This is a genomic window from Myxococcales bacterium (assembly GCA_022563535.1).
Classification (GTDB): Bacteria; Myxococcota_A; UBA9160; order UBA9160; family UBA4427; genus DUBZ01.
This window is the reverse complement of sequence record JADFNE010000010.1, coordinates 1-14950: the sequence shown is the minus strand read 5'-3', so window position 1 is coordinate 14950 and position 14950 is coordinate 1. Positions and strand designations below refer to the sequence as shown.

The 14950-nt window shown below is 58.6% G+C and carries 13 protein-coding genes; 6 read left to right on the top strand and 7 right to left on the bottom strand.

All coding sequences use genetic code 11. The annotated features are described in order from the left end of the window. Nucleotides 1–22 precede the first annotated feature (22 nt). The 3 genes from IH881_04995 to IH881_04985 all read left to right on the top strand — a co-directional run bounded on the left by IH881_04995 (nucleotide 23) and on the right by IH881_04985 (nucleotide 2181). On the top strand, nucleotides 23–400 hold the full coding sequence (locus tag IH881_04995) for a hypothetical protein (protein ID MCH7867031.1): 378 nt from the start codon (nucleotides 23–25) through the stop codon (nucleotides 398–400). Nucleotides 401–712: 312 nt separating this feature from the next. Beyond that, complete coding sequence (locus tag IH881_04990; protein MCH7867030.1) at nucleotides 713–1030, top strand: PilZ domain-containing protein; 318 nt, start codon at nucleotides 713–715, stop codon at nucleotides 1028–1030. Nucleotides 1031–1299: 269 nt separating this feature from the next. Then, nucleotides 1300–2181: an SDR family NAD(P)-dependent oxidoreductase gene (locus tag IH881_04985; GenBank protein ID MCH7867029.1), complete on the top strand. Its 882-nt coding sequence runs from the start codon at nucleotides 1300–1302 to the stop codon at nucleotides 2179–2181. Here the strand turns inward: IH881_04985 and IH881_04980 are convergent. The 3 genes from IH881_04980 to IH881_04970 all read right to left on the bottom strand — a co-directional run bounded on the left by IH881_04980 (nucleotide 2178) and on the right by IH881_04970 (nucleotide 5835). Continuing rightward, a complete protein-coding gene (locus tag IH881_04980) occupies nucleotides 2178–3698 on the bottom strand; it encodes a wax ester/triacylglycerol synthase family O-acyltransferase (GenBank protein ID MCH7867028.1) in 1521 nt (506 codons plus the stop codon). The two genes, IH881_04985 and IH881_04980, sit on opposite strands and share 4 nt — an antisense overlap. A 179-nt stretch (nucleotides 3699–3877) precedes the next feature. Next, entirely contained in the window at nucleotides 3878–4699 is an 822-nt protein-coding gene (locus IH881_04975; GenBank protein ID MCH7867027.1) for an enoyl-CoA hydratase/isomerase family protein, read from the bottom strand. A gap of 68 nt (nucleotides 4700–4767) precedes the next feature. Next, on the bottom strand, nucleotides 4768–5835 hold the full coding sequence (locus IH881_04970; GenBank protein MCH7867026.1) for a TIGR03617 family F420-dependent LLM class oxidoreductase: 1068 nt from the start codon (nucleotides 5833–5835) through the stop codon (nucleotides 4768–4770). A 242-nt stretch (nucleotides 5836–6077) separates the two neighbouring features. Here IH881_04970 and IH881_04965 point away from each other — a divergent pair, with 242 nt between their 5' ends. The 3 genes from IH881_04965 to IH881_04955 all read left to right on the top strand — a co-directional run bounded on the left by IH881_04965 (nucleotide 6078) and on the right by IH881_04955 (nucleotide 10011). After that, nucleotides 6078–8108 carry a S9 family peptidase gene (locus tag IH881_04965; GenBank protein ID MCH7867025.1) on the top strand — a complete coding sequence of 677 codons (2031 nt, stop codon included), beginning with the start codon at nucleotides 6078–6080 and terminating at the stop codon, nucleotides 8106–8108. Nucleotides 8109–8269: 161 nt separating this feature from the next. Continuing rightward, nucleotides 8270–9073 (top strand): phytanoyl-CoA dioxygenase family protein, encoded by an 804-nt coding sequence (locus IH881_04960; GenBank protein ID MCH7867024.1) that lies wholly within the window; start codon nucleotides 8270–8272, stop codon nucleotides 9071–9073. A gap of 227 nt (nucleotides 9074–9300) precedes the next feature. Next, nucleotides 9301–10011: a transposase gene (locus IH881_04955; GenBank protein ID MCH7867023.1), complete on the top strand. Its 711-nt coding sequence runs from the start codon at nucleotides 9301–9303 to the stop codon at nucleotides 10009–10011. 123 nt (nucleotides 10012–10134) lie between these two features. Here IH881_04955 and IH881_04950 read toward each other — a convergent pair whose 3' ends face one another. The 4 genes from IH881_04950 to IH881_04935 are packed head-to-tail and all read right to left on the bottom strand — an operon-like array spanning nucleotide 10135 to nucleotide 14367. After that, nucleotides 10135–11373 carry an ABC transporter permease gene (locus IH881_04950; protein MCH7867022.1) on the bottom strand — a complete coding sequence of 413 codons (1239 nt, stop codon included), beginning with the start codon at nucleotides 11371–11373 and terminating at the stop codon, nucleotides 10135–10137. Nucleotides 11374–11404: 31 nt separating this feature from the next. Continuing rightward, nucleotides 11405–12649, bottom strand: coding sequence for an ABC transporter permease (locus tag IH881_04945; protein MCH7867021.1), 1245 nt, complete (start codon nucleotides 12647–12649; stop codon nucleotides 11405–11407). Between the two features lie 3 nt (nucleotides 12650–12652). After that, nucleotides 12653–13348: an ABC transporter ATP-binding protein gene (locus tag IH881_04940; GenBank protein ID MCH7867020.1), complete on the bottom strand. Its 696-nt coding sequence runs from the start codon at nucleotides 13346–13348 to the stop codon at nucleotides 12653–12655. Then, on the bottom strand, nucleotides 13345–14367 hold the full coding sequence (locus IH881_04935; GenBank protein ID MCH7867019.1) for an efflux RND transporter periplasmic adaptor subunit: 1023 nt from the start codon (nucleotides 14365–14367) through the stop codon (nucleotides 13345–13347). The genes IH881_04940 and IH881_04935 overlap by 4 nt, the downstream gene beginning before the upstream one ends. Between the last annotated feature and the right edge of the window lie 583 nt (nucleotides 14368–14950).

The window sequence follows — 14950 nt, the reverse complement described above, 5'->3', positions numbered from 1 at the left end:
TCCCTCAACTGCGAGATCGCGTATGGCGGCGTCGATCGCTTCGGTTGCGGTCGTGGTGTCGCACCCGCTTGGTGTGACGGCCGACGTGTCGATCGTTGTTCCTGCGGTGGTCGCGAGTGTTGTGATGGACAACTTTCGTGTGAGTATCGTGGCGAACGCTGTGGCGGTAACTGTGTCGATCGCTGTGGCGGTAACTGTGTCGATCACCGTAATGAACATTGTGGTGACGATTGTGACGATAACGGTGGCCACTGTGGTGACTGCCATAGTGCCCGTGTCCACAACCAGCATGGTGCTGATGTACCACGTGGTGTTGCGAGTGAAGTCCAAAGAAGAAGAGTTGGGTCACTGCCGCGATGTGTTGGGCAGTAATGTGTCCAAGTTCGTGTTCGAAACCTGATTCAAAATTGTCGTTGGCCTGGGCAGATCCCGCCCAAAACAAGAACCCGATCGCGAGACCTGCCGCGCGCGTGCGGCATTTGCGTTCGGGGCGGGTCTTCTGTGTCTGTGTCAGCGCGGCTTGGAGCCCAGAATTTCGATTCATTGGAGCCTCCTCTGGCCCGCGTTGAGTCGTTGTGCGGGCTCACCGAATTCGACGTGAGAGGCTGTTCTTTGATTCACTTGAAGGTCGGTCCCCGTGGGGGCAAAGGTCGCCTCAAGCGTTTTCTCGAACCCGACGATAGGGACGGAACATCAACGGGAGACCGCAGAAGTGGACAAGAGAGGCAGTCCGAGATTCATCACGCGATTCGATTCGCTGGTGTCGGCCGAGCAGGAAGAAGGTGCAGGGGTGCTCGCCGAAATCTCGTATTCCGGAGCGCGGCTCGCGGAGACGTCGATGCGTCCACCCATCGACACCAAGGTCACGCTTTACATTTTTGTTCAGCCTGTCGCGCCGTTCGAACTGACCGGCACTGTGGTACGGCACACCGATACGGGTTTCGTACTGACCTACGATGTTGTCGACGACGAAATTCGACGTTGGGTCGACGATGTGACCGCGCTGGTGTCGATGCCCGAAACGGGTTGAAACCCGAGCTCGCAGAGGCTTTGACCTCGGGCGGGGTTCTTTAGAAACATCTCTCCGCAGAAGCAGTAGAAGCGACCCTCGTGTCGGGCGCGCCCACTGTTTCGTCCCTGGGCACTTCGCCGGGGGTGAACTTCGCCATTCCCGCTATAGTGCTTCGCGCCATTGCGCGAGGGTTTCGCGGCACCGCGCAATTCGCTCTACGATCTCAAATCAGGTGCGGACGAAGCAGGCGCGTAGCACGTCGGCATTCATGTCAGGAAGGAATCAACATGGGACTCTTGGATGGAAAGGTTGCAATCGTCACCGGCGCAGGAGGCGGATTGGGGCGCGCGCACGCAATGTTGCTGGCAAAGGAAGGGGCTGCGGTCGTCATCAATGATCTCGGCGGTGCGCTCGATGGATCTGGCGATGGGTCCAGGGTCGCCGAAAACGTCGTGAAGGAAATCAAGGACGCGGGAGGTGAAGCGGTCGCGAACTTTGGTTCGGTGACCAGCGAAGCCGATGCACAGGCGATGGTCGCCCAGGCCGTCTCGTCCTTCGGCAAGCTCGACATCCTGATCAACAACGCCGGCATCCTGCGCGACAAGTCCTTCAAGAAGATGACAAGCGATCTGTGGGACCCCGTCATCGAGGTTCATCTGAAGGGAACGTATCATCCCACCAAGGCAGCCTTTGCTCAGATGATCGAGCAGGGCACCGGCGGGCGGATCATCATGACCAGCTCGACCTCGGGTTTGATCGGCAATTTTGGCCAGACGAACTACGGGGCGGCGAAGGCCGGCATCGCCGGGTTCATGCGCTGTCTGGCGATCGAAGCCGTGAAGGCAAGGGTGACGGTCAACGTGCTCGCACCCAACGCATACTCGCGCATGACCGCAAATCTGTTTCCCGAGGGCTCGGAGGAGCGTTACGCACCCGAGAAAGTCTCGCCGGCGATCGTCTGGTTGTGTTCCGACGAAGCGGAAGACATCACTGGGCGCCAGTTCGTCATCAGCGGCAACCGAGTCACGTTGCTCTACCAGGCGGGTTTCAAGATCGCCGAGCGGGACGGGAAAGAGGCCGCCTGGGATGTTGCTGAAATTGGCCAGCAGATTCGCAAGTCGATGGACGAATGGCCCGCGCCGGCAACGGTTCCGGAACTGGTCTTCTAGTCCGCTTTCGCGCAAGCGTTCGAGCTAGATTTCAATCTCTTGTTTCGCTTCGTCTCGACTAGGGAAGCCGTTTTTTGGGCCGCTTCGCCCAACTCGTCGAGTGATCCGTGGATGTAGTCCATCAAATCCCAGAGGTCGGGGATGAGTTCTCGACAAGCGACCAGACCAAAGTCGAGGGCGCCGTTGTAACTCTGCACAGTGATGTTGAGTCCCACCCCATCGTTGATCGCTGCCACCGGATAGATGGCTACGAGCCGGGTGCCGACGCTGTAGATCGGAAATTGTGGTCCGGGTACATTCGAAATCACCACGTTGAAGGGCGGGTCGACGAGGTTGGCCACCGTGGCTCGAGCGATCACCCGGGCCGCGCGCGCGGCCACTGCGGGTGGCGCAAACTGGGCAAAGTCCTGGAGCAGCGAAGCGGGTAGGGCTTCATGTTGTTCCTTGGCGACGCGCATCGATTGATGAATCGCCTGGAGTCTTTGTCCGGGGTCTTCGACGTGCGTGTGGAGCGATGTGGTCATCGCCGACACCTGGTTGCCGAAGTTTCCCTGTTGCTCTCCGGTCCGCACAGAGACCGGGACCATCGCGATCAATGGATCGCGGGGCAGATCGTGACGCTCCTGCAAATAACGGCGCAGGGCTCCGGCGCAAATGCCGAGTATCACATCGTTGACCTTGACGCCGAAGGTGGTCTTGATTTCCTTCACGGCATCGAGAGGAACCGAGCCGAAGGCGAAGCGTCGATGGGGACTGATGCGGTCGTTGAACGATGTGCGCGGTGTTGGGGTCGAGGCTTCAGAGAGCATTGGGTCGGGCTTGCGACCGAGCAGTTGATTGATGAGTGAGGCGCCCGGCACTTCTTCGAAACCGAACGAGGCGGCGAGTGCCGGAAAATTGCGGACCAATTCTCGGGCGAGTCGAAAACCCTTGCGGGGTGCGCCCGCGATTCCCCAGACCCCACGCATCAGCATCTCGATCTGGGTCGGCACGGGTTCGGGTCGCCAGGCCCTGCGCGGCGCTCCGATCTTGCGCGGCTCGGGGGAGAGGTCGAGGAGGGTCGTCAAGATCTCTGCACCCGAGACACCATCGACCGCACAGTGGTGAATCTTGGTGAGTTGACCCACCAGGCCGCCTTCGAGGCCCTCGATCAAATAGAGTTCCCATAGCGGCCGGCTGCGGTCGAGGGGCCGCGCGACGATACGCGACACCAGTTCGGCGAGCTGCTGCTGATCGCCCGGGGGCGGAAGCCCGATGTGGCGAACGTGAAAGTCGAGATCAAACTCGGGATCTTCGATCCAGTAGGGATGGTCGAGCCCGAATGGAACCTCGACCAGACGGCGGCGAAACGGCGGCAGCAAATGCAAACGCTCTCGGATGACGCGCTTGACTTCGTCGAGGGTGATCGGGGCCTTGGCGCTTGTCGGGTCGAAGATTGCGAGCCCGCAGACGTGCCCATAGGTCGTCCGGGTTTCCATGTTGAGAAAGCTGGTGTCGAGACCGGTGAGTTGTTCCATCGTGCGACTCCTGGCGAGTACCTGTTCGTCGAGAGATGAACTCGAAAAGCGGCCACGCGAGGGGAGAGATGGTGACAGATGAAGCGCGATTGGGGCCACCCCGGGGTGAGGGGGTGGGGTCTCGGTTTGGGAATGAGAATGGAAATAAACGGCGACGGTTCGTTGTTTTTTTGGGGGAGTTAGAGTCCGCGATAGTTGGGGCGGCGCTTTTCAAGGAAAGAGGCTGTTCCCTCTTTGGCGTCCTCGGTCATTGCTGACATGACCGCTGCCACTCCCTCGTAGCGGAGCATGTCTTCGAGGGTCGAGTTGAGTGATTTGTAGATGAAGTGTCGGGCAAGGTCGATTGCGACGCTGGGTCCCCGGGCCAACTTGCGGGCGTAGTCCATGGCCGCGCCCAGGGCTTCGCCTTCCTCGACGAGTTCGTCGATCAAGCCTTCCTTGTAGCACTCGTCAGCTTCGAGGATGCAGCCCGTGGTAATCATGTTGAGGGCTACAGGCAGGCGGGTGACCCGGGGAAGGAAGTAGCTGATCCCGCAGTCGGGTGCGAAGCCGAGGCGCACCATTGCCGCACTCATGCGGGTCGTCTTCGAACCGAAGCGTCGATCACAAGCCAGCGCGTAGGCAAGTCCGGCGCCCATGCACGGTCCTTCGATCGCCGCGATGACCGGTTTGTCTACTGCAATGATCATGCGGGTGAACTCCGCGAACATCCCCGCTGGATGCTTGCGTTGAAAACGCTCGAGGGGCCGATCGGACAGTCCGGGAATTGCTCGCGCGGATTTTCCGCTCAAGAACTCGGCGTCGCCCCCGGAAGAGAAGGCACCACCCGCGCCTGTGAGGACGATCACGCGAACCTCGTCGTTGGTGCGAAGATCGGAAAGCAATGCCGCCATGGCTTCACACAACTCCCAGTTGACGGCGTTCAAGCGGTCCGGACGGTCGATGGTGAGGATGCCGATGCCATCTTTGATCTCAAAGGTAAATTGATCTTGCACGTCCATGATTCCCGCTCCCTTGTGGTCTCGTATCGTGCTGAGTCTTTTAGTCGAGTTGTTTCATTTCTGTTGTTTCATTTTTGCTGTAGCGCCGCAACGGTCGATTTAACGAAGTCTTCGTCGGCGCGAGCCTCCGCAGGCAAGTCGAGTAGCACCGTGTCGAAGATACCATTGCAACGCTCTCGGCACTTGCTCGGGAAATCGTCCCAGAGGCTGATGATCGCCCATTCTTCGAGCATGTCATCGCTGATGCACTTATGGAGTTCGCTCCACTTGCCCTCGCGGGTCATGCGATGCAGTTCCTGCGCGGTGTCCATCCAGCCGTGGTGCTCGAGTACCGAATGGTAGGTGGGGGTTGAAGCGTAAAACGCGATGTGTTGTTTCTGTTCTTCCATCGCGGCGCGCAGGCCTGCTTCGTCTTTGGCCAGGCACAGGAACGGTGCTCCGATCACGTCGATCTCCCCGAGCGACCGCCCCGCCTTCAGAGCTCCCTGGGCGATGGCCGGGATGACGCACTTCTCGGTGAAGCTCAGAGTCGCGATCGGATGCAGGCGCAAGCCGTCGCACAATTCTCCGGCGAGTCTCGCCATGTAGGGGTTCACCGCGGCGATCAGGACTTCGGGCGGGTCGAAGTCGATGGGTCCCGGGTTGAAGAACGGATTCATCAGTGAAAAATTGTAGTACTCACCCTCGAAATACGTGGGCTTCTCCTCTTGGAACGTCGCGAACATGGCGCGCATGCACTCGAGGTACTCGCGCAGGCGAGGTCCCGGGGCACTGTCCCAAGGTGTCGCGTAGCGTCGCGTAACGTGGGCTTTGACCTGGGTCCCGAGACCCAGGCGAAAGCGACCCCCCGAAAGCTGTTGCAGATCCCATGCGATCTGGGCGGTTACCATCGGACTGCGCGGGAAGGCGACCGCAATGTTGGTTCCGATGCTGATCTTCTCGGTGTGTTCGGCGATCAGCGGAATGGGCAGGAAGGGATCGTGGCCGGCTTCGGGCACCGTGATCCCATCAAAGCCCAGTGATTCCATGTGCTGCGAGATGTCGGCGATGTGACGGATGTTGGTGACCGGTTGTCCCTTGCCGGCATACTGCTCGGTATCGGGGCCGAGAATCACGGTCTCGACTTTTATCCCCATGTCAAGTGTCTCCAGACAAATCGCCGTATATGTGATGAGTCAGTGCGATTTGCTTTGAGTAGTCAGTATTTCGAATGTGGGGCTGTATTTTACCGATACATGAGCCCACGGATCGTCGGATTGCACTGCTGCATTATGTGCGAGATCGCATCGCGGGTCGAGGCGCCTCGTTGCGACGTCGTGCGGGTCAGCGCGAACTGGCATTGATTGCCAGTTCGTTTGTAAGCTAAGGAAAAAGGAAGATGATGCTTCGCATTGGACTATCGAGCGCGATCGCGTGTTTTTTGACGGTTGCGAGTGCGACCGCCGAACCCCCAGCGATTGTTGCCGAACCCCCAGCAACCATTGCCGTCGATGTTTTCTTCAGAAACCCCACCATGAGCCAGCCGACGCTTTCGCCCGACGGGAAGCACATCGCGTTTGTATTCTCGAATGACGATATTCAGCGCGTCTTTGTTCGCAAGGTCGTCGGGAGCGACCCTGAGGGTCTCGCCGTGTTTCCGATGCAAGAGGTGCGGCTCGATTCGATCGAATGGGCAAATTCGCGTCGCTTGCTCTTGAGCACGTCGGTGTCCGATCCCGACGCGCGAGAAGTCAATCCCTCGAAGACTCGATTGTACGGCGTCAATCGCGACCGACCGAATTTAAAGTGGCTCGGAGAAAAATGGAGGAAAGGAGAATCTGCGCGGCAAGACCACTTCGAAGACAAGGTCATCAGCCTGCTGCCCTCCGAGCGAGACTACGTGTTGGTATCTCATCTTGAACGTGGGGAGGAGATTCCGAGTGTCAGCCGGTTGAACATCGTTTCTGGCCGGCTGCGTCTACAGCACGCCGCCAGCCAGGGTATCGGCGAGTGGTACGTGGACCAGAAAGGCAACGTGCGAGCTGCCGAGGCCTCGGATCAAGCAGCGGATGGCAAGAGCTATACCCTGCTCGCACGTAGTCAGGTAAGTCAAGAACTCGAACCGGTCTTTGAAGCGGAAGATCATCGAAACAACAGATTCCGGTTCGCCGGATTTCACGAAGACTCGAATCTGCTTTATGTGATTGCGGATCACGAGGGGCGGGATGCGCTCTTCGAGTTCAATATCGCTAGCCGTTCCTTGGGCGACCTCGTGTTCGCTCACCCTGAGTTCGATGTCACCGGTGCGCAGTACAGCGAAGCGCGTCAGAAAATCGTGGGAGCCAATTTCACGGCTGACGGGCCGGAAATCGCCTTCTTCGATGCAGACGAGGAGAGAGAACAAGGGGCGGTCGATAAGTCATTGCTCACGGTTCAAGGGCACAGGACGAGTAATCGAATTGTCAGTGCGACTGCCGACGGAAACCTTGCAATTATCGAAGTGGGAAACCACGTTCAACCTCCCGTCTACTACGCCTACGATCGTTCGAAGAAAGAGATCAACTTCATCTTCGAGCAACACCCGGACATTCCTGTCGATCAACTGGCCGAGGTCAAGCGAATCAATTTTGCGGCACGGGACGGAAGCAACATACCCGGCTATCTGACGCTCCCGACGGATCCCGGGAGCGACAAGCTCCCGATGATCGTGCTCCCCCACGACGGACCGTCGGCTCGCGATGCACTGGTCTACAACCCGGTGGTCCAGTTCTTTGCCAACCGCGGATTCGCCGTTCTGCAGGTGAACTATCGCGGTAGCAGCGGGTTTGGACGCGAGTTTCGGCTCGCCGGAAACGAGGACTGGGGTCGCGTGATCCAGGAAGACATCGCCGATGGCGTCAAGTGGGCAATCCGTGAGGGAATTGCCGATCCCGATCGAGTTGGGATTTTTGGTACGGGCTTCGGAGGCTATTCGGCATTGATGGGGCTCGTGACGACACCGAAGCTCTATCGCGCGGGTGCGAGTTTCGCGGGGATTACCGGTCTCGACACCTCCGGCGACGACGGCGGAGGGGTGCGCATGAATTCTCCTCTTCGCAACATCGATGAAATCCAGGTTCCGGTGTTGCTGGGGCACGGTGCCAGGGATTCCCGCGTCGCAGTCGATCACGCTCGCAAGCTCAAGCAGGCCCTCGAAGCTGCGGGAAAGAACGTCAAGTACCTGGAGTACGCCGACGACGCTGAGGGTCTGGTGCTCGAGAGCAGTCGAATCGATTTTTATTCGCAGCTCTTGAGTTTCTTTGAAACCAACCTGGCCGCCAGCACCCCACCGCCGGCACCGGCGAAAATCTCGGAGACGGCGCAACCGATGGACGCGCCAGCAGAAGCAACCGACGATCTCGCAGAACCCATCGCCGAGCCAGCAGACTGAGCGGTCCATCTTTCTCGGCGATCCTGAGCTGTGGACTCCCCGTGGGAGGAGATGAATCCTGCGCGCGCTTCTGTCTGACCTGCTGAGAGGGCATACCTCCTGCTAACGTGTGTTCTTGCGGCCCGTCGCTGACGCGACGGGTTGTTGGAGAGCACTTCGAGATGACGGCCACCCGGTTCAGTGATCAGGCGACGCAGTCTGAACTCGCCCAATACGAGCGCGACGGATACTTCGCGCGCTCGTCGGTCTTTGATGAAATCGAACTAAAGCCCCTGTGCGACGGCGTGGAAGCCATCCACCGCAAAATCGAGCAGGCCGCCGAAGCCGCGGACGTCAAAGCACCTCGCTTGATCGACGGCAAGCGCTACCAAAATGTACTCGGGTCGAGTGTCCAATGGGAATGGCGGGACGGTTCGAAAGAAATCCGAACCATGGAACCCTATCACCATCTCGACGCGACCCTCAATCAGATGATCGATGACATCCGCCTCTGGGGTCCGGCCCGGGCAATCGTCAAGAGCAACGACATCAGTTTGTTCAGCGACAAGCTCAACTTCAAGCGCCCCGGCGGCGCCCCTTTCCCATGGCATCAGGACAACCCCTATTGGGCATTCTTGTGCAACCACCTCGATCAACTGGTAAGCGTGGCCATCATCCTCGACGACTCCAACACCGACAACGGCTGCCTCTGGTTGATCCCCGGAAGCCACAAACACGGAGCCCTCGCATGCTTCGAAGACCGGGGCAACGTCGGCCGTCTATACACCGACATCGATCGTCACGATCTGAACGAACCCGTGCCGATCGACCTACCGGCGGGTTCGGTCGTGTACTTCCACGGCGATATTGTTCATGGCTCGCAGGGCAACAAGACCCAGGAGGAGCGGAGGCTGCTGCTGCTCACCTATCAGCCCGGTGGCTTGGCGCGCTGGCAGCAGGAAAGTGTTCGGGGTGTGGGGGGGTGACGTGTTGCGAGGCTTTGGGGGTGAGGCGGGGGGTCTTGCTGTACTGGGCGTGTTGCCATTTGGGCAATGAGGGAAAGGGGGGTTTTCGGGGGTGGTAGTTATTGATGGGCATTGCGGTGGCGCGGACAGGGGGTGAATTTTAGTTTGCGAATTGTAGTTGTGTTTATTTTGTTTATCTGACGCATTATTGGGTTGATAAGGGCGATGGTTCCTGCTACAGTAGAGGCATGGCAGTAATCAAGCAGCTCGAACTTGCTGACTATGTCTTGCAGAAGCGCATGACCTCTGGACATGGGGGTCCGCGCAAAGGGGCTGGGGCCAAGCGAGTTGGGCGGGGCCAGGTGCCTCATCGACAACGATCTGATTTCAATGAACTCACTCCCGCCCATGTGACATTGCGTGTTGTAAAGGGGCTCTCGAACCTTCGGCGACGATCACTCGTGATGGAAGTGCGGAAGACATTCGCCAAGGGGTGGGAGCGCGGCGACTTTCGGTTGGTTGAGTATTCCATCCAGCACAATCATCTTCACATGATCGTTGAGGCCGAGTCTCAAGATGCCCTCTCTCGGGGCATGAAGTCGATTGCTGCTCGGTTTGCATTGGCTGTGAATCGTGTCTTTAAGCGAACCGGTAAGGTGATTGCAGGTCGCTATCACGTTCAGCTTCTTACTTCACCCACCCAGGTGCGAAACGCGCTTCGCTACGTGCTTCTCAATATTCGAAAGCACTTCAAACAGAGAACCGGCCATGCGCCGCCGGTGAAGATCGATGAGGCCTCTTCGGGTAGCCGGTTCGACGGCTGGCGCGCAAGCTCCGAGAGCTTGCGCGTGAAGGCATCCACCCAGGAAGAAGTAGGAGTGGCCAAGGCAGCAAGCTGGCTCCTCAGCAAAGGCTGGCGCAGACGCGGTCTAATCGACCTCTCCGCAATACCGGGCTAAGAACTCTCCTCCACCCAATCCTCTCGCCGGTGCCCACCCCGTCCGCACTACCAAACCGCCCTTTTCTCTAACCGCCCAACGGGCAACCAAGTCCGGTCAAAGGAAGCCCCGCAACATCCAAACCTATCCCCGAAGTGAAATAGCCGGTTCGATCCTTGAAGCCCTTACCGCCGGAAGCAAACCCGAAACTACGCCGACTATTACGATCACGAAGAAGATGACGATCAAACTGGCGGGGACGAACACTGGCGGGACAGCGCCGAGGGTGCTGTTCCTCACCCAATTTGCCATGACGAAAATCAAGCCGGTTCCGATGGCTGCACCCATTGTGCCGGAAATCATTGTCACGCACAGACTCTCGCAGAGAAATTGGGTGAAGATTGCCGAGTTCGATGCACCGATTGCCTTGCGCAGGCCGATCTCCCGGGTTCTTTCGGTCACGACAACCAGCATGATGTTCATCACGCCGGCGCCGCCGACGAAGAGTGTGATCAAGCTTGCGCCGGCGAGGAAGATTTTCAAGCCACTCAGGATCCCTTCGAGCAGTGTCATCACTTCGTGAATGTTGAACGATCCCACCGCGCTCGTATCGTCGTGATCAAATCCCTGATGGAGTCCGAGCACTGCTCGCGCCACGTCGATCGCACTCCAACTGATCTCCCGGGTCCGGGGTTCGAAGATGATGGTGCCGACACTATCGTCGTGGGTGAACCGGCGCTGAGCAGTAGTCACGGGAATGAACGCGAGTTCGTCGTCCTGGACTCCAAGGTTTACGATTTGGTCTCCCTTTTCCTTCGACACCCCGATGACTCGGAAGGGAATCGACTCGATTGTGATCCTTCGGCCTACCGCCGGCGTGTCTCCAAATATTCGCTGTGCAGCGACGAAGCCCAGGAACACGACCTCACGGCTGTCGAGGACATCGCCCCGGCTGATCGACCGGCCGACGGCGATTTCGTAGTTTCGAATTTTCACCGTGTTTTCGTCGGCGCCGCTCATCGCGATCAATTTGCTGCGCTTGCCCGCTCGAACGAGCTTGAAGCTGAGCCAGAGGTTCGCCGCAGCGTGATCAATCGAACCGATCTTGGAGATCCGTTCGATGTCCTCCCTCTCGAACACCACGTTTCTCGTTGCGCGTTGACCCGAGGTGTCGTTCGTGATGGCGCCCGAGAAGAGATAGACAATGCGCGGCCCGATCTTGCTCACCATCGCTCCAAAGTGTTGATCGTATCCCGTTGAGGTGGCGGACAAGAACGTCAGCATCAGGACGCCCCAGAAAACACCAAGCGAAGTAAGACCGAAGCGCGTCGAGTGTGCGCGCACATTTCGGAAAGTATCGGTCATGAGTTCGGACCACATCATAGATGGAATTCTGCCTTCACTCGGCGCTCATCTACTCTGCGCGCAGTGTCACAGACGGATCGACTCGGGATGCACGCCAGGCGGGAACCGTCCCCGAGACGATTCCAACCAGAACCATGGTGACGACCGCCACCGTCACGACCTCGATGGTCAGAATAGGTGCGGGAATTTTTTCCGGGACTGCTACAGCGTCGACAACGCGACAAAGCAAGACTCCCAGTCCTACGCCAATCGCGCCCCCGGCGATGGCGATCACGAACGTTTCCAGGAAAAACTGCAGCAGGATGTCCCGACGTCGGGCGCCAACGGCAAGACGCACTCCAATTTCCTGTTGTCGTTCCTGTACCGCGTCGAGCATCATGGTCAAAATGCCGATCCCGCCTATGACCAGGGTCGTTGCGCTCAGAATGAACAATACGATGTCCATCCCAGCCAATGGTATTTTGCGCAGGGCACTGATCGGACTCCCGATCAAGACCGCCTCTTCGTCCGTTGGCGACACCCTGAGCACCGAAGACAGGACGCTGCGGATCTCCACCTGAAGAGCGTCAAAGTCTTCGCGGTTCCGTAGCCGCAGCAAAATCGTCGTCAGAATTTGATCACCCGTTCCCCAGTCGGGAGTGATCGACAGAAGCGTCGAAATGGGAACCCAGATTTGCTGGTCGATCGGGGTTCCCCCGTCCTGCCAATACTGGGTCCCGACCTCGTCCAGAAAGCCCACCACCTCATACGATTGGCCGTGAATGCGAATCCATGACCCGAGCTTTCCCTTTGGACCGAGCAGGTCGCGGCGAGACTCAGCACCCAGGACGGCCACATGTCGCCGCCTTTCGACGTCGCGTTCTTGAATGAAGCGGCCCGCAGAAATCGAAACTCCGCGCATCTCCATCGTCACGGGCTCAACTCCCCGAACATTGGTATGGAGGGATTTCTGGCCATAGTTGGCGATGTAACTGCTCGAAACTTCACCCACGACGAGATTGGCGAGATGTACGCGTTGGCGCAGAATCGTCACGTGCTTGGGGGTAAGCCAGAGATGTCTTCGATCTGCCGCGGGCGTAAAGTCTTCGCCAATTCGTCCGGCCCAGATCTGCAACATATTCTTGCCGACCTTCGTGTAGCCGTTCTCGATCATCTGTTTGGTTCCCGCGCCCCAGGACATCAGGAGGATGACAGAGGCGGTCCCCCAGACCAGACCAAAGAGCGTGAGAACCGTGCGCATGCGCTGGGCGCGCAGGGTTCGAAAGGCATTGCGAAGGGCTTCGAACAAATCCACGGCTTACGCCTCTAGTGGTTCTGCTTCGGATTGGACTTGACCATCGCGAATGAACAAGCGCCGTTCGGCCGCTGCACCGAGCCGCTCGTCGTGGGTCACCATCACGATCGTGCTTCCCGCGCTCCTGAGCTCGTGCAACAGATCCATGATCTCACCCCCGGTCTTCGAGTCGAGATTTCCCGTGGGCTCGTCGGCCAGGATGAAACTGGGATGATTGACGAGGGCGCGCGCAATCGCGACGCGCTGTCGTTCTCCACCCGAGAGTTCCGAAGGCAAGTGTTTCATCCGCGCCTCGAGACCGACGCGAACCAGAACCTCTCTCGCCCTTTCGTGACGTTGCTTGCGACGCACATCTCGGTAACTCAGGGGCAGTTCAACGTTCTCGATCGCATTCAAGCGGGGGAGCAGGTTGAAAGCCTGAAAGATGAACCCGATTTCTTCACCCCGCAGACTTGCCAGCTCGTCCGGCGCAAAGCTTTCGATCGAGCGACCGTTGAAGTAGTAGCTGCCGGACGTCGGTTGCATCAGACATCCGAGTACTTCCATCAAGGTTGTCTTGCCGGAACCGGAAGGCCCCATGATGGCGAGCAACTCCCCCGAAAATATCTCGAGGCTTACATCGTCGAGCGCGCGCACCTCGACCCGACCACTCGAATAAACCTTGCTGACGTTCCTGAGCGAAACTACGGAGGCGGTCATCGCAGCAGAACGAGATCGCCCTCGGCAGCGCCGCTCAACAACTGAACGCGATCGCCCTCGACGATTCCAAGTTTCACGCTCAAACGACCTCCCGGATTCTCAGCTTCCGTCGGGGCGCGGCTCAAGTAAATCTCGTCTCCCTCGTAGTGCAACGCCGTCTCCGGGACCCAGAGCACATCGGTCGCGATTTCTGTCACGATATCTGCATCCGCGGACATCCGAGGCAGTAGACCCCGGGCATCCACGTCATCGACTTCAACTTCGACTTCAAAGTACGTGACGTTCTGCACTCGCGTTCCAATTGGAGAGATACGTCGAACGGTGCCCGCAAAGGTTCTGATTGAACCAAATGCTTCGGTACGGATTCTTGCTGGCTGCCCGACGACAACCCGCGCGATTTCGTTTTCATCCACCTGGCCTTCTAGATGAAGGGCCGTCGTCGAGGCCAGGGTCAGTAGCGATGTTCCGCCGGTGACAGCGAGCACCGAAGAGACGGCGCTGCCTTCTTCGATCGGTATCTCCAGGATGATTCCGTCCATGGGCGCGCGCACTGTCGCATAGCGCAGCTCGACCTCCAGGCGCGATACCAAGGCTTTGGAGCGGGTAACCGAGGCAACCGCTCGCTCGTTGCGCGCATTCGTATCGTCGTACTCCTGATCCGGCATCGTTCCGGCCTGCTTCAGCACATCCGCGCGACTCTGCGCCAGCGCCGCATAGCGCATCTCGATCTTCGAGGTTTCAAGATCGGCGTGAACCTCTCGCAGGCGGACTTCCAGCAAGTCGCTGTCGATCTCGACAAGTATCTGCCCTGCCTTCACCAGATCACCGTCTTGAACGTAGATTTTTTGAACGATCCCCGAGATGCGGGGGCGGACGTCCACCATGCGCTCGGGTTCGAGGGTTCCGGTGGCGACTACGATGCGTTCAAGGGTGCCCAATGCGACGGCTACACTTGGCGGTGGACCCTCGGTATCCCCAGGGGAGCAGGCCGTCGCAGCCAAGACAAGGCTCGCCAACATCCGACTCGTGAATCTCGCGCGGAGCGTTGCCCTCAGGTTTTTCTTTCTCGCTGCGCTCGCCGTGGGAATCTCTGATTGCTTTGAGATATTTCTCGGCACGGCGACCGAACAGCCATCCGACCTCAACTTCACCACCCGTTCGCCCCCCAGTGCTCCGCGAATCAACACGCTACCACAAGCCAATACCCGACATCGGGGCTTGGAATTCTAAAACACTTCTTTCATGGCGGGGTCTGGCACCAGATCCAGGCACCGGTTCGAATCGAGGTGACGTTATTTTGTGTCACCCCTGAAGATGCGCAGCCATCCGCGACGCGAGTCACCAGTCGGGGCGTCGTCACTTCAGCAGTTCGCCCGGGGGGAATACCCTAGCGAAACGTGATGAACTGCAGGCGATGGGCCCGGGGCGACCCACGGAGTTCCCATTTCCAAACCCATATCTGTTAGAATGATCATGTCGCAGTGGCGAAATCGCTGCCCAACGGATTTCGACCCCGCGCCCGAGACCACCAAAAAATACTCCGAGGAGAGCCAGCGACGATCAACGTCTGAGACCATCGTTTCGAAGGGAGACAGCCATGCA